The following is a 21640-nucleotide window of genomic DNA, read 5'->3' as shown; positions in this document are numbered from 1 at the left end:
GCGTTCACTTTCCCTCCGCGACGCCGATCCTTCAATGTTTCGGCACCAAATATGCGCCTGCCGATCCTCGGAAATACTCGCTGTAATATCATCATCTCCTTTGAAGACATCCCCACCTGTGGTATTGTGCCGAAACTTTGAGCGGGGCACCCAATTATGGAACGCCGACTGACCTTCAGGCTTATTCTGGATTATCTCGTCTTTCTGGTGGTACGCCTCCTGGAGGAGGTCCTCAATCTCATACCTGAGAAGTGGGCTTTTGCAACAGGACGGTTCGTCGGCAGATTGATATACGTGCTTGTTCCTGATCGCAGGGAGGCCGCGATTGAGAACCTTACCATCGCTTTCGGCAAGGAAAGGTCACCGGCTTGGATTTTGTCCACCGCGCGGCAGAGCTTTGAACACGTCGGGCAAGTGGCTGTGGAGTTCTTTCTGTTGAGACGATGGACACAGGAAGACATGGCTCAAAGAATCATCTTCGAAGGTCGCCTGCCGTATAATCTCGCCATGATGCCGGGAAACCACGGTATTTGTCTATTAAACTCCCATTTCGGCTGTTTCGAGGTCAGCGCCGCGACCATCAAATTTCTCGGTATCCGGCTGAACCTGATCGCGACCGGCATGAAGAACCCATTCCTGTCCAGGTATTTTTTTAGTCGAGGCGGAGAAGAGTCTGGAGTGACGACCTTTCCTCACAAGGGATCGATAAAGGAGCTGATCCGATTGACGCGCGAGGGCCAAATGTTGGCCTGCCTTGCAGATCAGAGGGGAGACGCGGAAAGGGGCGTGTTCGTGGATTTCTTCGGGACCAAGGCCCCGGCAAACGAGGTCTTTGCGCGAATGGCTATCCAGGGAGAGGCCTGGATATTGCCGCTATGCACTTACCGTATCGGGGACGGGAAATATCGGAGCATCTTCGGCGATCAGATACGGTTTCAGCTTACGGGCGATCCCTTAACAGACTTGACCACCGTCAGCCAGCAGTTTCACGATCAGTTCGAGAAGTGGTTGAGGATAGACCCGAAACAAGGATTCTGGCTACAGCGGAAATGGAGGCGAAAGCCTTCCCGCAGGCACTCGCGGAAAGTGGCCGGGCACCCTACAACCACCGGGGAATCCGCCCGGGATTCCGAACCGGGAACCGCTCCTGTAGATCATAGTTAAGGGCAGGCCGTGCCCGCGTCAAGAACGGCCTATTCTGTAACCCAAATCCCAATCATATCAATTCGATTTCATAGAAGTAAGGAAGGCCGGCAGGGACGCCGGCCGCTACCATGATAGGGTGGTGGCGGGCTTCCCTGCCGGCCTTCAAGAATATTACCCGTCTGATCGCGCATTCGTATCAAAAGTGAGCGCAACCAAACCCGACGCTACAAAGCGCGGGTAGGCACCGGTACACGTTTCTTTTTGTATACCTTTTTCTTTGCCTTTGCCTTGGCCGTCTTCGTGGTCTTCTTTTTCACAGCGGCCGGCTTTGCTTCTTTTTCCTCTTTCTCCTTCAGAGCGGGAACATCTTCCTCGGGTGTGGGAGAGTCCGGAAGGGCCGCCACGGCCGGGGCTTCGAGCTGATCGGCCATGCCCTTGATGCCGACCGCAACCCTATCAAGGGCCACGGCGATCTGGGAGAAAGCGAAGGCCTCGCTTAGCTGGTTGAGGGGATCAGGTATGATTCCGCGTGCCACCAGGGGCGAGCATTTGCATCCCTCCTTGCCTACGGCGTATAAGCCTACAGCATCCGATTTTCCCGGGAAGCTTGCCGCCAGAACGATACACACCGCCGCAGCGATTAGAAAAGATCGCATCTCTTTTCTCCTGGTTATAATGGGGTAGGCAGATTATACCGAAATTCTAATAAAAATCAAGAAGTTCATTCATTAATGGCCACAGGAGCCGCTTTGTGTCAACATAAGGTTTCTTCCGGACCGGTTGGCCCCTCACGGTATTATTAAGATCAGACGGAAAAGGATGTGCCTTCCCGAGCGGCTTCGACCACGCAATTTGAACCGGCCCGGCGCAGGATTTCGCGGCAACGTGCTACCATTGCGGATACCGCCTCATCGGTCCGCCAGGGATCGTGGTGGAAAAGAAGCAGCTTCTTCACCCCGGCCTCCAATGCCAGCCGCGCGACCGAGGCTACGTCCGAATGGCCCCAACCCGTCTTGATTTTCATCTCCTCGGGGACATACTGGCAATCATGGACCAGGACATCCGCTTCGCTGCAAAACACTACGAAGTCCTTGAAGCCCGTTCCAGCCCACGCGTGCTCCAGCAGCTCGTTGTCCGTGAGAAAGATAAACATGCCGGTCTGTTCCTTGAAGCTGAAGCCCATGCCTCCCTGCGGATGCTGCAACTTGTGCGAGCGGATAAGAGTGTCGTCAAGTTCGAAATGATCCCGCCGAAACTGTTGGGTATGTTCTATTCGCGCTCTGAGATCTTCAAATCTGACGGGCCATGTTCCGTCGACATAATTGGAGCTGAAGACTCGTTTAAGACCCTCCATGCCTCTGCCGAACCCATCCACCACTATGTGGCTGTTTTCTCGGAAAAGGGGCCCAAAAAAGGGAAAGCCCATGACATGATCCCAGTGAATGTGAGTTATCAACAGGTGCATGTTCACGGGATTGTCACGCTGCAACAAGGAATCTCCGAGGCTCCTGATGCCTGTCCCCGCATCAATTACTACCGTTCGCCCGGAAGAAAGTGCAATCTCAATACATGTGGTGTTGCCGCCATATATCACCGTGTCTCGACCCGGAGCGGCAATTGAACCTCTTGTGCCCCAAAAAGTAATTTTCATGGTATTCTCTTGGAACAGTCCCCAGTCATCATCAGGTTATGTTTATCTAGCAGGTAACTCCGTATGCGTCATCAAAAATTGTATTCAGGGCTCTCCTGCTAGGGCCTTAGTCAGACTGGGAGAAGCGATGGAGATGAACAAGACGGCGAAAAATCATTGGGGCCCGGAAATCGAGAAACTAAGATTTCAGGGCCTTTACCGAACCATGCCTTCAGTCGCGGGATTGCCGGGTCGCGTTATAACGGTCAATGGCAAAGATGTCGTGAATTTCTCAGGCAACAACTATCTGGGACTTGCCGGCCACCCGGAGGTGGTTCGGGCCGCGAAGGCGTCGGTCGAACACTATGGAGCGGGGGCAACCGCGTCGCGGTTGATAGCGGGCAACACCGAACTGCACCTGGAACTCGAGACCTTTATCGCTGCTTGGAAAGGAACCGAAGCAGCTGTGGTTTTCGGGAGCGGTTACCAGGCAAATGTGGGAATCCTCTCTGCCTTAGCGGATAAGGAGGACCTGATCATTTCGGATCAGTACAACCATGCGAGCATCATAGACGGCTGCCGGCTCTCTCGAGCCAAAGTCATGATCTATCCTCATCTTGACGTTGACCGGGTCGAGCAATTCCTCAAGCTGAATGGTTTTCGACGTAAGCTGGTTGTGACTGAATCCGTATTTTCCATGGACGGCGACCGAGCCCCGCTCCGACAAATTGACGATCTGTGCAAGCGTTGGGGGGCTGTCCTCATGGTTGATGAGGCCCATGCCACCGGTGTCCTGGGGCCTCAGGGAAAAGGATTGGCCGCTGAGGTCGGCGTGGTCCCCGAGATACAAATGGGGACATTGGGCAAGGCTGTGGGCTCGGCAGGAGCGTACGTCGCGGGGAGCCGCGGCCTGGTGGACCTTGTAATAAACAGGGCTCGATCCCTCATATATACCACTGCTGGGCCTCCGGGCGTCATTGGGGCTTCGCTTGCCGCTCTGAAGATAGTGGCCTCGCAAGAAGGAAACCGGAGAAGAAAAAGCCTGAAAGAGAACACGATTCTGTTTCAGGGCCTGCTGGAACGCGAACTGGGATTTTCCGCCGAGGCGAGCCATATCGTACCAATAGTAATCGGCGATTCTCGGCGCACCATGGAAGTTAGCGCGGCCTGTTTGTCAGTCGGCATCTTCGCTCATGGAATTCGGTATCCCACGGTGCCAGAAGGCGCTGCTCGGCTCAGATTCACTCTCATGAGCGAGCATACCGCTCAGGACCTTAACAAAGCGGTAGCCGTGATGGCCGCGTCGATGAGTGCCGTGAACGAAGAGCAAGACGCTAGGGTCGCATCGGTAAAGAGTCGTTGACCGCGGGAAGTCGACGAGGGTCAAAAATCCCCATAGGGATTGCTTCCTTGACAAATACCCGGCCCTGTGCGGTCTGAATTCGGGAGTGCAGCCAAATGACCAAGCCCCAAGTCTATATCCCCAAGGACCGTATAGAGGCCTTCTGCAAAAAGTGGAGGGTCAAGGAGTTATCGTTGTTCGGGTCTGTCCTTCGCGGGGACTTTCGTCCCGACAGCGACGTGGATGTTCTGGTGGAGTTGCAGCCCGGGCACGGCCTTACGCTCTACGACTGGTTGGATATGATCGACGAGCTGAAAGACATCTTCGGACGAAATGTGGACTTGGTCGCCAAGAAAGGGCTCAAGAATCCTATCCGCCGCAAGGAAATCCTTCGAACCGCGGAGGTGATCTGTGCAGCCTGATGAGCATGATGCGGGGTATCTTCTCGACATGCTGCAGCATGCGCGGGGCGTTGCCCGAGCCGTTGAAGGCCTGACCGTCGAAGATTATCTCTCGTTCCCAGGCTCCAGCCTGGGAACGCATACCGAGAGGCTCCGCCTCCTCCAGGAGTTAAGAGGTGTCAAGTCCACCTTTTCTCAAGGGGTAATCATTCACTTACGTGCGGGAGCGTCTCCCATGCCCCGAAGGGGCAGCCCAACAGTAGCCACGGGCGTAAGCCCGTGGACAATGGTCCACACAATCATTTGGATCACCGACCCTGAAGGGGTCGACCATGAATGTGAGTTGGACTTCGGGATTGGTCGACCCCTCCAGGGTCGGTGATTCAGGGCTGTAGCAGTACTTCCGGTCCACGGGTTACACCCGTGGCTACCATTGGTACGCCCCTTCAGGGCTCAGAATCCCTTCTACCTCCGCAAGACTGAATGGTTACCTCAAGGGGCATTTAGGTCGGTTGACAGCTTTTTCTGACGCTGTCCGGGCAGGGAACCCGGACGACAAGCATTCCCAGGCTGAGGCCTGGGAACGAGACAGAATACATTTGGAAGAATTGAATGTTCGATTCTATAGAATCTGTTGAAAAGAGCCTGCTGAGAGAAAAGTACATCCCGGATCGCTCGCTCGCGACGGTGCTTTATCTTGCGTGGTCTCTGAAGAAGCCCCTCTTCCTCGAAGGGGAACCGGGTGTCGGCAAGACCGAAACCGCTGCGGTCATGGCCAAAGCGTTAAACACGAATCTTATCCGCTTGCAGTGTTACGAAGGCCTTGACGCGAATCACGCACTATACGAATGGAATTATCCTCGACAGATACTCGCGATCAAACTTGGAGAAGAATGCGGAACAGAGCGCGAATTGATCGGCCGCACGATCTTCACCGAGGAGTTCCTCATCAAGCGGCCCCTCCTCGAAGCTATCCTTTCTGCACGTGAAAGGGAGCCGGTGCTGTTGATCGACGAGATAGATCGGTCTGACGAGGAGTTCGAAGCTTTGCTCCTCGAAGTCCTGTCCGATTTCCAGATCTCGATACCCGAGATCGGAACGCTCAAGGCCGTGCGCCGTCCAATGGTCATACTGACCTCGAATCGGACCCGTGACATTCACGACGCTCTAAAGCGCCGATGCCTGTATCATTGGATAGACTACCCTACCCTGGAAAAGGAAAGAGAAATCATAGCCGCTCGCATTGCGGGTATTTCCGAAGATCTTGCCCGGCAGGTGGCCCTGTTCATGAAGCGACTACGGGAGGAAGACCTTGTAAAAAGGCCCGGTGTGGCCGAGACCCTCGATTGGGCGTCAGCACTGCTCGCACTGGAGAAGCAATACCTGGATGAGAAGACCGTGGAAGATACCCTCGGCTGCATCCTGAAATATAGAGAAGATATGGTGCGTTTTCAGGACCTCTGGCAACGCGCGGATTTCCGGGACGCCCTTTTGATGGACGTCATGGAAAAGATGTGCTGATTCTGCCAAGGTAGCGCCGCCAAACTTGATTACCACAATGAAACTTAATGGCGTGTCATCGGAGACCATTCCTGAATCCTCGCTGGCAGGTGCTGTGATTTCTTTCGGCCGAATGCTGAAAGAGGCCGGGTTCGCCGTGTCGACTCCTTCGGTAATGGATGCTCTGGAGGGGATTTTACGCGTGGGGCCGGGAGATCTTCAGGCGTTCAAAACCGCGCTGAAAGCCACCTTTATGACCAGAATCGAGGAATCCGCAGCCTTTGAACGGCTCTTCAACGAGTTCTGGATTCAAGGCATGGCGGGAAAGGCTGAACAAGACCTCGCGAATTCGGAACTCGGAGGTGATGATTCCCCACCTGACGGAGAGACCTCCGAGGAAGGGCCATTTCCAGCGGAGGCCGTGCTGTCGGCCTCTCAAGAGCAGGAAGCCTGGGGTGCTCAGGCCCACGTGATGTATTCCCCTCGTGAAATCCTCAGAGAGCACGACTTCAAAGACGTTCCAGCGGGGTATGACGAAAGGATGGCACGCATCATACGCGAGATCCTTGCGCCTCTATTCCGGCGGGTTGGTGTCAGGAAACGGGCTGTTCCATATGGGACTTCTCTTGATTTCAGAAAGCTGATGCGCCGGAATGTGCGATACGGCGGTGAAATTGTAGAATTGCCTCGCCTCAAGCCGCGGCGCCGGATCAGGAGGCTGGTTTTCCTTTGTGACGTGAGCGGCTCAATGAATCCATACCTCAGATTCATGCTCCGTTTCATAAAAGAAATCCAGCAGGTTCCGTCTCGTGTGGAGACCTTTGTCTTTGCGACTCGGTTGCACCGGATCACGCCTTTCCTTTCGCGGCTGCCTTTTGCCGCCGCGCTGCAAGAGGTCTCGGACATTGTCAAAGACTGGTCCGGCGGCACTCGCATCGGGTCTTGTCTGCACGAATTCAATGCCTTTCGAGGCGGAGGGATGCTCGGGTCGTCCACTGTGCTGCTCATACATTCCGATGGATGGGACCGAGGGGACATCGCTCTGCTGGAAAGCCAAATGGCGCGTATTCATCGACGAGTGTATCGAATACTTTGGATTAACCCGCTGCTCGGCGGTCCTTCTTACGAGCCAACCTGCCGAGGCATGCAAGCCGCTCTGCCGTATATCGACTCTTTCATCCCGGGACATAACATAGCGGGCCTGGAAAGACTCGCCGGCACCCTCAGAGGCATTTTGTGAGGGGAGAGAAGAAGAAGGGAAGAAAAGTTTCCGGGGAACCCTTTTTTGTGTAAAAAGGGGTTCCCCGGACCCCTCCCAAAAAACTCTATATGGCTTGTTGTTGGGCTTCCGCTGGAGCGGAAGCCCAACAACAAGCACAGTATAGAAGCTTGTTGCAGCGATGTGAATTCATCTGTACGGCGCGCTTCGAGGAGGCTGTCTCAAAACCAATGAATACGACGGAATCGTGTTACGCGACGGGTAGCCCGGACGTTACTACGTCCGGGTCGCGAAGCGACAGGAGGTCCGGTGGCCGAACAAATTCTTGAACCTGCTATTTTAATCAATGAATCCATTGCAATACCACAGGTTCAGGCCTCTTGTTCCTTCGGAACCTGGAGGCAGTGGCCTCCGGGCCACCTAGCGGAACCAATTCTTGTTGTAGGGGCGCACGGCCGTGCGCCCCTACAAGGATTGTTTCACCCAAAAGCCCTCCTGTCGCTTCGCGACCAGCGGGTGGTACCGGCATCTTTCGTTACCTCAACAAACAGGCGAGACGCCTGTCCCACCGTACCACTTGGCGGGCCTTTGACAATCCCGTTATTGGAATGGTAACCTGGTTAAACTTGAGGACGGCACTCTGGAATTGCCAATTGAGGAGCTAAATCTATGGAATCTTCTCCAATTAAGTTCAGAAACATTAAGGGCGCGGGTGTCTTGGCGCCTTACGCAAAGCTCTTTTTCCGAGCGCTCAATCTGATGCTCAAACCCGAGAATAGGGCGATCCGCAGATCTAAAGGCGTGAGCCCGGTAGACGCCCTGTTCAATTTCGTCAAGTTATCATTCCTGCAAACTACGGTGCTCAGATATAGGCGCATGGTGCGGTTCAACAACCAAATTATCCTGGACGGCAATTTCCCGCCTGTTCCATCACGTGCGTTTGATAAGCGAATCACCAATTACATCAACAACCTGGACTTGACTGAACTTCCCTCCGGGATTGTTTCCATGTCCACCACGAACTGCTGCCCTTACTCGTGCGCTTTCTGCTCTACCAACGCTCGCAAGAACACCGAAAACGACCTCGATGAAGAACTGCTCAAGAAAACCATAAAGCAGCTTGAAGGACTCGGAGTGCCTACGATCATCCTGCACGGCGGGGAGCCGATGTTCCGGTACGATCGGTTCCTCCGGCTGGTTAAGCACGTCAGCGATACGACCTGCTTGTGGATGTTCACCACAGGGTACGGCGTCACCCCGGAAAAGGCGCTGGAGCTTAAACAGAACGGGCTTTTCGGCGCGTGGGTGAGCCTGGATCATTACGAACCCTCGGTTCACAACCGGATGAGAGGACATCCTGAGGCGTTCGACAATGCCTGCCGGGCCGTGGAATCTTTCAAGCAGGCTGGTGTTTACACATGTCTGTCACTAGTGCCGCCGCCCGATTTCTTGGAGACTGAGAATTTCAAGAAATACTATGACCTCGCCAAAGATCTGGGCGTCGCGGAGATCAGGGTAATGGAAGTGAAGCCTACAGGACGGGCGTGTCGCGGGGTCATACCGCATAGCCCGATACTTGAACAGCTTCAGAAGGACCTGCACAGAGACCCGGCTTATCGGAATTACCCGCCTTTGAGCGGACTTTCCACATGGCTTGAAAAAGATCCTGCGCTTGGCTGCCAATGCCGCTTTGAATACCTGTTCGTCACCTCAACCGGAGAAGTCCAGCCTTGCGAAGCCACCGAGATTTCTTTTGGCAACATACAAGATGAGGATTTCTTGGAAATATACAAACGAGCTTGCAAGGCTTTCCCCAAACCTGCGACAGGCTGCATTCCCATGGTGATGTATCCCGAGGTGCGGGAATTCCAGAAAGTGAAGCCCGATTTGTCTTCCCCTGAGAAATCCAAAATTTCTACGGAAATCATGGCGGGGTTCCAGGCCAAGGGAGCGATTCCGGGAGCTTACAAGCACCTTTGGTCCATGTACGAGCGCAGACTCGAAGCTTATCGGAAGCGAACGGCACAGACCAAGAATTACCCGCAGATTTAGACACGGACCTCCGGTTCTTGTGGGGCAGTCCCGCGGCTCGCGGGACTGCCCCACAAGACCATTCCCCCCACAGAACCGAATGCTCCCGCATGAGCATCGAAATACAGTTGAATTCCGCCTTTAGTTACTGTATGCTCTCTCAATTGTTAGTGGTTCGCCAACATTGGCGTAGAACAAACACCCTTTGAACAACGGCTAACACCGGTCTTTTTCTCCAATAATCAAGAAACAGGCATGAATTAGAATCGTCGCTCCACCACTGTTGTGTACGGAGGATGAGATGGACATGATTCCTCAGATCATAGTAAGCGGGCTTGCCGCGGGCGGGGTCTATGGTCTGATCGCCTTGGGATTCGTCCTGATTTACAAGGCCACGAGTATCCTCAACCTTGCTACGGGAGAATTCATGACACTTGGCGCGTTTGTGTGTCTGAGTGTCATGACTCAAATTTCCGCGCCATTTTATGTGGCCTTATTGGTCACTGTCGTTTTCGCTAGCTTGCTGGGACTCGTTATCGAACGGGTCATTCTGCGCCCGCTGATCGGCGAGCCCATTATCGCTGTAATCATGGTCACCATTGGGCTTGCCAGCATACTCAAAGGGCTTACTCACATTATATGGTCCCCTGAGTACCGTTCATTCCCTCCAATTTTTCCACCGCAACCGCTTTTCCTGGGATTCGCGATCGTCCCTTCGGGACTGCTTTGGGGGTTCATTTTCGCCATTCTCGGCACGGTAATTTTTACAGTGATTTTCCGATACACACGAACGGGCCTGGCCATGCGTGCCACCGCTGCCAATCAGCAAGCGGCTCTGTCCATGGGGATCAGCGTAAAGCGCGTGTTTGCTTTATCGTGGATCTTCGCGGCCATAACCGCGGCCGTCGGCGGCATTATCATCGGGAACATAAGCGGGATAAGCATTCACCTTGGACACATCGGTCTCAAGGTGCTGGCGGTAATCATATTGGGTGGCTTGGACAGCATTGGAGGGGCCATTCTCGGCGGATTCATCATCGGAATACTGGAGAACTTCGCCGGTGTGTACCTTGACGCGTTTTTTGGCGGCGGGATCAAGGAAGTTGTTCCATTCGTTGTCTTGGTGATAATCCTCATGATTCGGCCGTATGGCATGTTCGGGAAACCTACCATTGAGCGGGTTTGATCGCGGAAGGGCGAGGAAGTTCGTCCTCTCGTTCCCAGGTTCCAGCCTGGGAACGCATACCGGGAGGCTCCGCCTCCTCAAAAATAACGCTCTGAGGGAACCCAGAGGATGTCCGGGCTGGAGCCCGGACCGCAGACATTCCCAGGCTGGAGCCTGGGAACGAGACCTAACCGGTGCTTCTTCTGTAGAGAGTGACTAATGCGCTGCGGTGATTTCAAAGAATCATATCTGGAAGATGAAAGGATTTTTCAGACGTGGTTCGTCAAGTTCTGGCTGGGCCTCTTGTTAATTTCTCTTTTGACCCTCCCTTTGATTGCCAGCTCGTACGTATTGTACGTGGCCAATATCATAGGCTTCGCCATCATTGCCGCGGTGGGCTTGAACCTGCTCACGGGTTTCACGGGCCAGATTTCTCTTGGTCACGCGGCTTTCGTGGGAGTTGGCGGTTATGCAACTGCAATCCTCATAACTCGCTGGGGTGTTCCTTTTTGGGTGGCCCTACCGGCCGCGGGGCTGATTTCCGCTGCCGTTGGAATGTTTATCGGGGTCCCATCCCTGAGAGTAAAAGGACTTTACCTAGTCATAGCGACCCTAGCGGCCCAATTTATCCTCGAGTATATCTTTGTCCATTGGGAATCCATGACGCGAGGGATTCGTGGCATCAATGTCCCGCCGCCTCATATAGGCGGTTTCGTCTTCGACACGGAAAAGAGTTTCTATTACATCACCTTGGCGCTTGTACTGTTGGGCCTGGGTTTTGCCAGAAATCTGGTTCGAACCAAATGGGGCAGAGCTTTTGTAGCCATAAGAGATAGAGATCTGGCCGCCGAGATCATGGGCATCAACCTTTTTCGTTACAAGCTCACGGCGTTTGCTTTGAGTTCCTTTTACGCGGGAATTGCAGGAGGGCTATGGGTGAGTTTCATGAAGGTCGTCACCCCGGAGCATTTTCCTTTTTCCCTGTCAATTCAATACCTGGCTATGGTCATTGTGGGCGGTCTCGGAAGCGTTCTCGGGTCGATCTTCGGCGCGGTTTTTATGACTTTGGTTCCGGAGCTTCTGAACGTCCTTACGGGGTACGCGAAGGCTGTTTCTCCCTCTTTGGGGCCGCTGTTCATCCCCATGAAGGACGTGATTTTCGGCGCGCTGATAGTGTCTTTCCTGATTTTCGAACCACACGGGCTTGCGGAGATATGGCACCGAATAAAGAATTCCTTCACGCTTTGGCCGTTCTCGTACTGAGGTGTGGTTGTTTAACAGTGGATAGGATGCGGTAACGCCGCGATGAACGTGGGGGACCGGAGGGCCACCAGGAGGGTTGCCCCTACATGACATCATTCGGCTGGCACGGCGCGCCCCTTGTGGGCGCCCACGATCATTGGAATGGGAGGGCAACCACGAGGGTTGCCCCTACCTGACCCACAAACACGTTCGAGGAATCTGCGTCGGCTCGCAAACACCGATAGTTGCCGATGAAATATGATCCGGACAACCACCGCAGGCATTCGATTCGTCTAAAGGATTACGATTATTCGACGGCCGGGGCGTATTTTGTTACGATTTGCGCCCATAACAGGGAATGCATTCTCGGGAAGATCGTGCGCGGAGAGGTGCGATTGAACGAGCCAGGCCTTATGATTAGGAACATATGGGAACAACTGGATCAAAGATTCCCTAAGATGAAGATAGACACCTACGTGATCATGCTTAGCCACGTTCATGGCATCGTTTGGTTGGTAGGGACGCCCCTTGTGGGTGCCCCAGATCGTCGGAATGGGAGGGCAACCACGAGGGTTGCCCCTACGTTGGGCGACGTCGTAGGGGCATTCAAATCAATTACGACGGGCCAGTACATACTGGGGGCGAAAATGCTGGGATGGGTGCCGCTATCGGGTCGCCTGTGGCAACGCAACTATTACGAACACGTCATCCGTAACGAAAATGCCCTGAACGCGATTCGCGAATATATCAAGGCAAATCCGTCGCAATGGCAGGAGGACCCTGAAAATCCGGATGTCATTGGGCAACCCTTTCCCTCGTTTCCAGGCTGAAGCCTGGGAACGAGGACGAACTTTTGTGCAGCCGGCGTCATATACTGTCGGCGCGGTTCGTGAACCGCCCGAAATCAGGGCGCTTCTCGAAGCGCCCCTACATTGAACAACTGCACTCTGGGGTTTTCTTATCCACACTCAACGGTGAAAGGAGAGGTGATTCATGAGAGGAAAAGTTTTTGGAATTGCGGCCCTTCTGATTCTTACCTTGGCGCTCATTGGTTCGACGGCCTTTGCACAGGAAGAGATCAAGGTCGGAGCTGTTCAGCCTATTACCGGCCGCTTCGCCTTTGCCGGCGGTCAAATCAATGCCGGACTGGAAGACGCGCTGATGATGGCTAACGAAGATGGAGGAATCAACGGTAAGAAAATCAAGTACATAATGGAAGACGGGCAATACCAGTTGGATGTGGCGACCGCGGCTTTCAAAAGGATTATGTCCAGAGACAATCCTCTGATCATGTACGGAGAGAGCACCGGACTGGGCAAGGCCATGGCTCCGGAGATAAAGGATCGATTCAAGATTCTTTACAGCTCCACCTCTTTTTCCAGCGAACTGGCGGATTTCGCCGCGAACCCGTACATATTCGTTCCCGGCCCTACTTACAGTGACATGATTGGGATTCTGCTCCAGTACATCGCTAAAGAAAAGCCCGGAGCAAAAGTCGCGTTTTTCTACAGTGACACCGAGTTCGGCAAAGACCCCATCCCATATGGCCGCCAGAAGTGCAAAGACCTGAAGCTCGATCTGGTGGCTGAAGGCGTAGCACAGGTGGGTGCAGTGGACGTGACCTCGCAGGTGCTGGTCCTGAAGCAGAAAGACCCCGACTATGTCATCTTTCAGGGATTTGTCGTGGACCCTGTGCAAACCGTCATCAAGCAGTGCCGTGATTTCGGGATGAAATGCAAGTTCATGGGAACGTTCTGGGGCGCGTCCAAGATGATCGTGGACAACCTCGGCCCGCTGGCTGAAGGTTACATGGCGGTTAATCCCTACATGTATTGGTGGAACGATGACGTGCCGATGATCAAAAAGATCAAGGCCTATACCGCGAAGGTGCATCCTAAAGTTACGTATAGGGACAATTCCTATATGCAGGGGTTCATGACCGGCCTGCTCTTTGTCGAGTGTCTTAAGAGGGCCGACAAGGCCGGGCAACTCAACGGAGAAGGCCTGGTCAAGGCCCTGCAATCGCTGAAGGACTTTGACAGCGGCGGGTTGTCCGCTCCTTTCACCATAAAAAACAACAAGTTTCCTGTCGCGCGGGTTTGGAAGGTTAATGTGGAGAAAAAGATCCTCGAACCTGCATCCGACTGGATGACGCTGGAATGACAGTATCGGCATAGCATAGCGCAAGACTGCGGGCACGGCACGCCGTGCCCCTACAGTTAATTCGACGGCCGCGGGCTTGGGTAGGGGCACGGCGTGCCGTGCCCGCATCTAAATAGTCCTGTAGGATGTGGTGAGCGAAGCGAACCGCATCGTTCGAGGAACGCTCGTGCGATGCGAACGATGCGGTTCCCGTTAGTTACCGCATCCTACGCGAACTACCCTTGCCCCAACGCTCTCCCAAAAGAAGGGGTGGGCGCTACGAAGAGGCAGGGTAAATGTAGCGCTGGCATCTTGCCGGTAATCGAATTAGGGGCAGCCGCGGGGACCTGCCCCCGCGTTCCAACCATTTAGGCCACAGGTTTGATAGACGGTTACCAATGACTCAAACGCTCCCACATTTGTTGATGGAAAACGCCAAGAAGTTCGGCCCGGAGAAGGTCGCTCTCCGGGAGAAAGAATTCGGCATCTGGCAATCCGTGAGTTGGCAACAATATTTCGACAATGTGCGGGACCTTGCTCTGGGGCTCCTGGCCCTCGGCTGTCAGCCGGGTGACAAGCTTGCCATCCTTGGCGACAATCGGCCTCAATGGGTCTACTCCGAGCTTGCCATCCAGTCGCTCGGCGGCGCGGCCCTTGGCATTTTTCCCGACAGCCACCTAGATCAGGTGAAGTACATTATCGACCATTCCGACGCCGTGTTTCTCATAGTGGAAGACCAGGAGCAGACGGACAAGTTCTTACAGATCAAGGAAGCGTGCCCCAAGATCAAGCATGTGATCGTGGACGATATGAAAGGGATGAGATATTACGACGATCCACTGCTTGTCCCCTTTACCAGAGTCCAACAAATGGGTCGTGATCTGGCGGCGGCTGAACCGGGCCTTTTCGAGCAGACCCTCAGCCGGGTTACGGAAGGCACGGTGGCTGTCCTGGCCTACACCTCGGGGACTACCGGGCTTCCCAAGGGGGCCATGCTGACCCATCGGAACATGATAAAGATGGCCGTCAATTATGATGAAATTGATCCGACATACGTCACGGACAATCATGTGTCATTCCTCCCCCTGGCATGGGTAGGGGAACAGATGACGGGTGTTTCGTGGCATCTTTACAAGGGATTCACTGTAAATTTCCCCGAGAAAGTCGAAACCGTCGCGGAAAATATCCGTGAAATTGGCCCGCAGCTTCTGTTTGCTCCACCCAGGTTCTGGGAAAAGATGTGCTCCGACATCCAGGTCAAGATCCAGGACGCGGCGTGGATAAAGAGGTTCTTGTACAACAGATGTATGCCGATGGGATACAAAATGGCGGAGCTGAGGCTGGCAAACAAGGAGCCTGGTGCTTTGGCTTCGCTTCTTTCCTGGACTTGCTATTACTTGGTCTTTCGCTCCCTGAAGAATTACCTCGGACTAAAGAACCTGCGGAACGTCTACACTGGCGGGGCCGCTCTGGGACCGGAGATTTTCAACCTTTTTCAAGCGCTTGGGGTCAACATTAAGCAGATCTACGGCCAGACCGAAACAGCGGGGATCTCCGTTGCCCACAGGAACAAGGATATCAAGCTCGACACCGTAGGAAAGCCGATTCCTGAAATGGAGATTAAGATCTCGGACACTGGAGAAATCCTTACACGTGGTCCCACGGTCTTTGCAGGCTATTACAAGAACGACGAGGCCACACGCAAGACCCTCATTGACGGTTGGCTCCACTCCGGCGATCAAGGGATCCTCGACGAGGACGGCCATCTGTTGGTCATCGACCGCATGAAAGATGTCATGAAACTTTCCGATGGCACCAAGTTTTCGCCTCAGCTCATCGAGAACAAGCTCAAGTTCAGTATGTACATCTCTGAAGCGGTTGTTGTGGGAAAAGAGCGTCCGTTTGTCGCGGCCTTGGTGAACATGGACATGAACAATGTAGGTAAGTGGGCTGAAAACAACAAGATCACTTATACGACGTACACGGACCTATCTCAGAAGGAGCAGGTCTATGACCTGATCGCTGAGGAAATCGCGGAAATGAACAAATCGCTGCCAAAAGCTGCGCAGGTCCGAAGATTCGTGATGCTCCACAAAGAACTGGATGCTGACGACGACGAAATGACCAGAACGCGAAAGGTCAGGAGGTCCTTCGTGGAACAGCGATACGCCCAGCTTATCCAGGCCCTGTACGGAGATCAAGAGGTGCTGGACGTGGCTACGGATATCCGATACCGCGACGGCAAGGAATTCAGAATGCAAACCTCGGTCCGCATCAAAGAGGTGCCGTAGACTGGAGATTGGAAAATTGCGGGGAGGACCTTTTTGTAAAAAGGTCCTCCCCGCACCCCTCTCCAAAAACTTTTGTATCATGCTCGCTGTTCGGCTTTCCCGTCAGGGAAATCCGAACAGCGAGACAATATATGAAGCTTTTGGAACAAGGTCGATCCTCGTTCCCAGGAGCCTGGGAACCAGACGACTTGAGGTGATTATTTAATGACAGTTCCTTCAGCCAATCCGGCAGAGAGCGAATTTCAGCTCTCCGTAGACGGAATTTTTCTCAGGTTCGGCGGAGTAAATGTCCTTGCGAATGTGAGCACAGGCGTTAGGAAAGGGGAGATCTTTGCCATCATAGGCCCTAACGGCGCGGGCAAAACGTGCCTGCTAAACTGCATCAATAGGTTCTATCAACCTAGCCAAGGGCGCATATTCTTTGAGGGCCGGGATATAACGCGCCTCAAGCCGTACCAGATTGCCGGCCTGGGGATTGCTCGAACCTTTCAAAACGTCGAGCTGTTCAAGGGTATGACTGTCCTGGACAACATTAAGCTCGGTCGTCACGTTCACCTGCAAACCGGGCTGTTGTCCGCGGGGTATTATTTCGGCGAGGCAAGGCGCACGGAAATGGCGCTTCGCAAGGAAATAGAAGAGACCATCATAGACCTCCTCGAAATAGAACACATTCGCAAGAAAAAAGTCGGGACCTTGCCTTACGGGCTGCAAAAGAGGGTTGAATTGGCTCGGGCCTTGGCAATGAAGCCAAAACTGCTTCTCCTGGACGAGCCTGTTACCGGCATGAACCTGGAAGAAACGGAAGACATAGCCAGATTCATATTGGACATACACGACGAGTGGGGCGTGACGATCATTCTTATAGAGCACGATATGGGCGTGGTGATGGACATTTCGGATCGCATCGCGGTCCTGGACTTCGGGATCAAGATAGCCGAGGGCGAGCCTCCCGAAATAAGACACAATGAGCTGGTCATCAAGGCATATCTTGGCGAGAAAGACCTGGCGTACTCAAGGCTGGGAGCGTAACTGTCTGATGCAACCGATGCTTGAAGTAAACAATATTGAAGTGATCTACAGCGAAGTCATCCTTGTTCTCAAGGGCATGTCGCTCAAAGTCCATGAAGGCCAAATAGTGGCAATACTCGGCAATAACGGCGCGGGCAAGAGCACGACTCTGAAGGCGATTTCCGGCCTGCTGAAATCCGAAGACGGAGAGGTTACCGACGGAGCCATCACCTTCATGGGAGAGCGCATCGACAGGATGGACCCCGAGAAGATAGTCAGAAAAGGGATCTTCCAGGTCATGGAAGGCCGAAAAGCCTTCGAAGATTTGACCGTAGAAGAGAACCTCCTGGTGGGAGCGCACACCATTAAGAGCCGGAAACAGATAAAGCGGGACCTGGAAACGGTTTACCACTATTTCCCGAGACTGACTCAGCGGAGAGGCGTTCTTGCCGGATACATCAGCGGTGGTGAACAACAAATGCTGGTCATAGGCCGCGGGCTAATGGCCCGTCCACGGGTGATGCTGCTGGACGAGCCTTCCATGGGACTCAGCCCCATGCTGGTCGGAGAGATCTTTGAAATAATACAGAGAATAAACCAGGAGGAAAAGGTGACCATCCTTCTGGTCGAACAAAATGCCCGCATGGCCCTGAGCATCGCGGATCACGGATACGTTATGGAGAGCGGCCGCATCGTCCTGGATGACGAAGTGGAAAAGCTTAGAGAAAACGAAGACATCAAGGAATTCTACCTGGGCCTGACGGAAATGGGCCAAAAGAAAAGCTACCGCGAGGTCAAACACTACAAACGCCGCAAACGATGGCTCACGTGAAACGCTAACGGGCATGTAGCCTCTTATCGCCTCGCTTTCAAACAGTATGGCTTTCCCGCATCCTCGCTTTTGCGCGATAATACCTGTTTGCAATATCCAGATATGTGAAAGGAGTGCATGAATGTCTGCGTATGCCCGAATGGCCGGTGAAATTCTGGCCCGAATCCGTGAGTCCAAGCCGGTGGTGCACAGTATTACCAATTACGTTGTTATGAACTCTACCGCCAATGTTCTTTTGGCCATGGGGGCCTCACCAATAATGGCTCACGCCCCTGAAGAGATTGAAGACCTTTCTCTCATAACGAGCGCCCTGGTGATTAACATAGGCACTCTTTCAAAGCCGTGGATTGAATCGATGACCTTGGCCGGGCGACTGGCCATTGTGGCCGGCAAGCCTGTCGTGTTGGACCCCGTAGGCTCCGGAGCCACCAAACTCCGCACTGACACAGCCCGCGGCATCATCAAGTCTTCGCTTCCGACGGTGATCCGAGGCAATGCCTCCGAGGTACTTTCCCTCTCGCCTCAGGGAGGCACGACAAGAGGCGTGGATTCCATCCACTCCATGGAAGACGCGGTGGATGCCGCTCGATCCATTGCGTCGTCTCTCGGCACGGTGATTGCGGTCACGGGCGAACGGGACCTTGTGACAGACGGGAACCGATCCCTGATCATCAGCGGAGGAAGCCCCTTGATGGGATACGTCACCGGGACAGGCTGCGCAGCCAGCGTGATTGTAGGGGCGTTTCTGGCCGCGGAAAAGGACGCTGTAACAGCCTCCGCGGCTGCTCTGGCCTTTTTCAAGTTAGCAGGCGAACGAGCCGCGGCTGAGGCCAAGTTTCCCGGGACATTCTGGGTCAAAGCACTCGATGCGCTTTACGAGATCAGCCCTGAGGAACTGGCGTCAAACGCAAGGATCTCTGAACAATGATCGACGTTGCGTCGTGGGAGGTCTACCTGGTCACGGACCGTGCTTTCTCCAAGGGGAGATCAACCCTGGAAATAGTGCAAGCCGCGGTCAGTGGAGGAGTGTCTGCTGTCCAACTCCGCGAAAAGGACCTGGAGACGCGTGCATTTTACGAAGAAGGCCTGAAAATAAGGGCCCTATTGCGTTCCAGCCGCGTGCCGCTTATCATCAACGATCGAATCGACCTGGCTCTGGCTCTGGATGCGGATGGCATCCACCTGGGCCAGGACGATATGCCCATAAGGATCGCCAGAAAGATCCTCGGACCTGACCGAATCATCGGGATCTCTGTGAACACTCCCGAGCAAATTGACGATGAAAGCATGTCAATGGCAGATTACCTGGCAATCAGCCCGGTCTTTTTCACTTCCACAAAATCGGATATCACGAAACCTTGGGGCCTGGAAGGTGTGAGAAAAGCCAGGGCCATGACCGACCTGCCCCTCGTTGCCATAGGCTCGATCAAGAAAGAAAACACAAGGGAAACGGTCGCCGCAGGCGCGGACTGCGTCGCGGTCGTCACGGCCATAGTCTCTGCCGACGACCCGGAACAGGCAACCAGAGAACTGCTGGAACAGGTCCGTGCAGGAAAAAGAGAGCGCTGAGGGTGGGGAGAAGGAATTCCGGGGAGGGCGTTTTTGCAAAAACGCCCTCCCCGGACCCCTCCCCAAAAACTCCTATAACTTAATTATCGAGGTTCTTGCCTTTGATTAGCTTGTGGACATAGCACACAGCCAGGGCGTAATTTGCGGCAGAATGCATGGAAACCGCGTTTCTCGTTCCAAGGCTCTGCCTTGGAATGCATATCGGGAGGCTCCGCCTCCCTGGCCTGGTTGAAATGACATGGGTTTCCGGGCAGAGCCCGGATGGTAAGGGGTCCCAGGCGGAGCCTGGGAACCAGAAAAACTCCCACAATTTACTTTATCGGCACACTGCCTTCGATTCGGTTAGGAAATATCCGGATTGGATCAAGACGGCGGCCACAGGCCGCCCTACACCACCAGGAAACAGGCCGGGAAGTACGAACGTAGGACGGGCCGTGCCCGCCAGTTATCATCATAAACATCCGCGACATCATCTCGCACGCATGAGCACCAATCATGGAACTTAAAGACATAGAAGCCCACTCCCGGCACCGATCAAGGCGGCGGCCACAGGCCGCCCTACAGCACCAGGAAACAGGCCGGGAAGTACGAACGTAGGGCGGGCCGTGCCCGCCAGTTATCATCATGAACATCCATGACATTATCCAGCTCGCATAAGGTCCCATCATGGAACTTAAAGACATAGAAGCGCACGCCCAGCATCGATCAAGACGGCGGCCACAGGCCGCCCTACACCACCAGGAAACAGGCCGGGAAGTACGAACGTAGGACGGGCCGTGCCCGCCAGTTATCATCATAAACATCCGCGACATCATCTCGCACGCATGAGCACCATAATGAAACTCAAAGACATAGGTGAATTCGGCTTCATAGACAGAATCGCGCCGTTGGGCAACATCCGAACCAAGGGTGTGGTCAAGGGAATAGGGGACGACTGCGCCGTGATATCAGTGGACGGACCCAATTACCTCTTGGTCACCACTGATCTTCTGGTGGAGCGGGTCCATTTTCTGAAACAATGGGCCTCACCCGAAATAATCGGAGCGAGGGCTCTCACAGCCAACTTGTCGGACATTGCCGCATGCGGCGGCACACCGCTTGACGCGTTTATCAGCATCGCCATTCCCGACAACCTCGAAGTGGAGTGGCTCGACGGCCTTTATCGCGGTATGGCGGAAATGGCGAGGGCCTACGATGTCAACTTGCTCGGAGGCGACACTACAGGATCGAAGAGCGACCTGGTGATCAATATAGCTCTGACAGGCACAGTGGCCCCTGACCAAGTGCTGTTTCGCCACACGGCGAATGCAGGCGACATTATTGTGCTTACGGGCCCCGCCGGGTTATCGGCCGCGGGCTGTGACGTTCTGCTCCACTCTCCCGATCTTCCTGGAGAGCTATCCCGCGTCTTGACACGGGCTCATTTGGAACCCCGGCCACACATCCTCCAGGGGCGTCTACTGGCCACCTCAGGCGCGTGTACAGCCGCAATCGACGTTTCCGACGGCATCTCTTCCGACCTGGGCCACATATGCCGCGACTCGGGCCTCGCCGCGGTGGTCTACGAGAAACGGCTTCCCATAAGTGATGACCTGATCCGTGCAGGAGTCTCATTGGGAAAGGACCCCTTGGCGTGGGTCTTGAACGGCGGAGAGGACTATGTGTTGCTCGCTGCTGTCAAACCGGACAAGTTAGCGGATTTGCAGGATAACTTCAGGGCGAACGCGTTAGACCTGTTCCCTATCGGGGAATTTGTCCGCGGGGACAGCATGTCTCTGGAGCGGTCGGACGGCCGGAGGGAAGCCCTGACTTGGGGCGGCTGGGACCATTTCAGATAATACAGCGGTCCAGTTGGACGTTTCTCGCAGAAAGCTCGCGGGCTTGCCAGAAAAATGACGATTAGGTATTGTGTGGTCCGTCGCCTTGTTGTAATAGGCCATCCGGGTCTTGGGACAATTCCCGGGCGGAATGAAAAGGACGCGGACAGCATCGGCTGAGTGTCCGAATGATCGTGGTGGGTATTGAAGATCCGATCTAGCGATCACGAATACATGACGGTCTTTTCGAACACCTCTGCTAGGCCTGTGATGCAGTGCCCACCAGTTGATCTCAACAGGGCCGT

Annotated in this window: 19 protein-coding genes; 17 read left to right on the top strand and 2 right to left on the bottom strand. The window is 54.3% G+C overall.

What is annotated here, in order from left to right:
- Nucleotides 1–156 precede the first annotated feature (156 nt).
- On the top strand, nucleotides 157–1164 hold the full coding sequence (locus HY913_12010) for a hypothetical protein (GenBank protein MBI4963993.1): 1008 nt from the start codon (nucleotides 157–159) through the stop codon (nucleotides 1162–1164).
- 206 nt (nucleotides 1165–1370) lie between these two features.
- Here HY913_12010 and HY913_12005 read toward each other — a convergent pair whose 3' ends face one another.
- Entirely contained in the window at nucleotides 1371–1802 is a 432-nt protein-coding gene (locus HY913_12005; GenBank protein MBI4963992.1) for a hypothetical protein, read from the bottom strand.
- 149 nt (nucleotides 1803–1951) lie between these two features.
- Nucleotides 1952–2797, bottom strand: a complete 846-nt coding sequence (locus tag HY913_12000) for an MBL fold metallo-hydrolase (protein ID MBI4963991.1) — start codon at nucleotides 2795–2797, stop codon at nucleotides 1952–1954.
- 133 nt (nucleotides 2798–2930) lie between these two features.
- Here HY913_12000 and bioF point away from each other — a divergent pair, with 133 nt between their 5' ends.
- The 16 genes from bioF to thiL all read left to right on the top strand — a co-directional run bounded on the left by bioF (nucleotide 2931) and on the right by thiL (nucleotide 21356).
- Entirely contained in the window at nucleotides 2931–4139 is a 1209-nt protein-coding gene (gene bioF / locus HY913_11995) for an 8-amino-7-oxononanoate synthase (GenBank protein ID MBI4963990.1), read from the top strand.
- Between the two features lie 95 nt (nucleotides 4140–4234).
- Nucleotides 4235–4540 carry a nucleotidyltransferase family protein gene (locus HY913_11990; GenBank protein ID MBI4963989.1) on the top strand — a complete coding sequence of 102 codons (306 nt, stop codon included), beginning with the start codon at nucleotides 4235–4237 and terminating at the stop codon, nucleotides 4538–4540.
- Nucleotides 4530–4901: a hypothetical protein gene (locus HY913_11985; GenBank protein MBI4963988.1), complete on the top strand. Its 372-nt coding sequence runs from the start codon at nucleotides 4530–4532 to the stop codon at nucleotides 4899–4901. The genes HY913_11990 and HY913_11985 overlap by 11 nt, the downstream gene beginning before the upstream one ends.
- A 230-nt stretch (nucleotides 4902–5131) precedes the next feature.
- Nucleotides 5132–6040: a MoxR family ATPase gene (locus HY913_11980; GenBank protein ID MBI4963987.1), complete on the top strand. Its 909-nt coding sequence runs from the start codon at nucleotides 5132–5134 to the stop codon at nucleotides 6038–6040.
- A 37-nt stretch (nucleotides 6041–6077) separates the two neighbouring features.
- Nucleotides 6078–7259 (top strand): VWA domain-containing protein, encoded by a 1182-nt coding sequence (locus HY913_11975; protein ID MBI4963986.1) that lies wholly within the window; start codon nucleotides 6078–6080, stop codon nucleotides 7257–7259.
- Nucleotides 7260–7907: 648 nt separating this feature from the next.
- Nucleotides 7908–9290 carry a radical SAM protein gene (locus HY913_11970; GenBank protein ID MBI4963985.1) on the top strand — a complete coding sequence of 461 codons (1383 nt, stop codon included), beginning with the start codon at nucleotides 7908–7910 and terminating at the stop codon, nucleotides 9288–9290.
- A 280-nt stretch (nucleotides 9291–9570) separates the two neighbouring features.
- Nucleotides 9571–10455 (top strand): branched-chain amino acid ABC transporter permease, encoded by an 885-nt coding sequence (locus HY913_11965; GenBank protein MBI4963984.1) that lies wholly within the window; start codon nucleotides 9571–9573, stop codon nucleotides 10453–10455.
- A gap of 198 nt (nucleotides 10456–10653) precedes the next feature.
- Complete coding sequence (locus tag HY913_11960) at nucleotides 10654–11697, top strand: branched-chain amino acid ABC transporter permease (protein MBI4963983.1); 1044 nt, start codon at nucleotides 10654–10656, stop codon at nucleotides 11695–11697.
- A 230-nt stretch (nucleotides 11698–11927) separates the two neighbouring features.
- Nucleotides 11928–12506: a transposase gene (locus HY913_11955; GenBank protein MBI4963982.1), complete on the top strand. Its 579-nt coding sequence runs from the start codon at nucleotides 11928–11930 to the stop codon at nucleotides 12504–12506.
- A gap of 163 nt (nucleotides 12507–12669) precedes the next feature.
- A complete protein-coding gene (locus HY913_11950) occupies nucleotides 12670–13839 on the top strand; it encodes an ABC transporter substrate-binding protein (protein ID MBI4963981.1) in 1170 nt (389 codons plus the stop codon).
- A 377-nt stretch (nucleotides 13840–14216) separates the two neighbouring features.
- Nucleotides 14217–16109: an AMP-binding protein gene (locus HY913_11945; GenBank protein MBI4963980.1), complete on the top strand. Its 1893-nt coding sequence runs from the start codon at nucleotides 14217–14219 to the stop codon at nucleotides 16107–16109.
- Nucleotides 16110–16313: 204 nt separating this feature from the next.
- The gene (locus tag HY913_11940) at nucleotides 16314–17138 is read left to right on the top strand and encodes an ABC transporter ATP-binding protein (protein MBI4963979.1); all 825 of its coding nucleotides are present in this window, start codon (nucleotides 16314–16316) and stop codon (nucleotides 17136–17138) included.
- A 16-nt stretch (nucleotides 17139–17154) separates the two neighbouring features.
- Complete coding sequence (locus HY913_11935) at nucleotides 17155–17949, top strand: ABC transporter ATP-binding protein (GenBank protein ID MBI4963978.1); 795 nt, start codon at nucleotides 17155–17157, stop codon at nucleotides 17947–17949.
- A 121-nt stretch (nucleotides 17950–18070) separates the two neighbouring features.
- On the top strand, nucleotides 18071–18877 hold the full coding sequence (gene thiM / locus HY913_11930; protein MBI4963977.1) for a hydroxyethylthiazole kinase: 807 nt from the start codon (nucleotides 18071–18073) through the stop codon (nucleotides 18875–18877).
- Nucleotides 18874–19518: a thiamine phosphate synthase gene (gene thiE / locus HY913_11925; GenBank protein MBI4963976.1), complete on the top strand. Its 645-nt coding sequence runs from the start codon at nucleotides 18874–18876 to the stop codon at nucleotides 19516–19518. The genes thiM and thiE overlap by 4 nt, the downstream gene beginning before the upstream one ends.
- 836 nt (nucleotides 19519–20354) lie before the next feature.
- The gene (thiL, locus tag HY913_11920; GenBank protein ID MBI4963975.1) at nucleotides 20355–21356 is read left to right on the top strand and encodes a thiamine-phosphate kinase; all 1002 of its coding nucleotides are present in this window, start codon (nucleotides 20355–20357) and stop codon (nucleotides 21354–21356) included.
- Nucleotides 21357–21640: the final 284 nt, after the last annotated feature.

The organism is Desulfomonile tiedjei (assembly GCA_016212925.1).
Classification (GTDB): Bacteria; Desulfobacterota; Desulfomonilia; order Desulfomonilales; family Desulfomonilaceae; genus JACRDF01.
Note: the sequence above shows the minus strand (reverse complement) of the source record. Positions and strands in the feature narration are given on the sequence as shown.

Bases quoted from the DNA above. Each gene is read 5' to 3' on its own strand.
- HY913_11940 (MBI4963979.1), top strand. From the start codon at position 16,314: ATGACAGTTCCTTCAGCCAATCCGGCAGAGAGCGAATTTCAGCTCTCC.
- HY913_11975 (MBI4963986.1), top strand. From the start codon at position 6,078: ATGAAACTTAATGGCGTGTCATCGGAGACCATTCCTGAATCCTCGCTG.
- HY913_11980 (MBI4963987.1), top strand. From the start codon at position 5,132: ATGTTCGATTCTATAGAATCTGTTGAAAAGAGCCTGCTGAGAGAAAAG.
- HY913_11990 (MBI4963989.1), top strand. From the start codon at position 4,235: ATGACCAAGCCCCAAGTCTATATCCCCAAGGACCGTATAGAGGCCTTC.
- HY913_11950 (MBI4963981.1), top strand. From the start codon at position 12,670: ATGAGAGGAAAAGTTTTTGGAATTGCGGCCCTTCTGATTCTTACCTTG.
- HY913_12005 (MBI4963992.1), bottom strand. From the start codon at position 1,802: ATGCGATCTTTTCTAATCGCTGCGGCGGTGTGTATCGTTCTGGCGGCA.
- bioF (MBI4963990.1), top strand. From the start codon at position 2,931: ATGAACAAGACGGCGAAAAATCATTGGGGCCCGGAAATCGAGAAACTA.
- HY913_12010 (MBI4963993.1), top strand. From the start codon at position 157: ATGGAACGCCGACTGACCTTCAGGCTTATTCTGGATTATCTCGTCTTT.
- HY913_12000 (MBI4963991.1), bottom strand. From the start codon at position 2,797: ATGAAAATTACTTTTTGGGGCACAAGAGGTTCAATTGCCGCTCCGGGT.
- HY913_11955 (MBI4963982.1), top strand. From the start codon at position 11,928: ATGAAATATGATCCGGACAACCACCGCAGGCATTCGATTCGTCTAAAG.
- HY913_11970 (MBI4963985.1), top strand. From the start codon at position 7,908: ATGGAATCTTCTCCAATTAAGTTCAGAAACATTAAGGGCGCGGGTGTC.
- thiL (MBI4963975.1), top strand. From the start codon at position 20,355: ATGAAACTCAAAGACATAGGTGAATTCGGCTTCATAGACAGAATCGCG.
- thiM (MBI4963977.1), top strand. From the start codon at position 18,071: ATGTCTGCGTATGCCCGAATGGCCGGTGAAATTCTGGCCCGAATCCGT.
- HY913_11935 (MBI4963978.1), top strand. From the start codon at position 17,155: ATGCTTGAAGTAAACAATATTGAAGTGATCTACAGCGAAGTCATCCTT.
- HY913_11945 (MBI4963980.1), top strand. From the start codon at position 14,217: ATGACTCAAACGCTCCCACATTTGTTGATGGAAAACGCCAAGAAGTTC.
- HY913_11965 (MBI4963984.1), top strand. From the start codon at position 9,571: ATGGACATGATTCCTCAGATCATAGTAAGCGGGCTTGCCGCGGGCGGG.
- thiE (MBI4963976.1), top strand. From the start codon at position 18,874: ATGATCGACGTTGCGTCGTGGGAGGTCTACCTGGTCACGGACCGTGCT.
- HY913_11960 (MBI4963983.1), top strand. From the start codon at position 10,654: ATGCGCTGCGGTGATTTCAAAGAATCATATCTGGAAGATGAAAGGATT.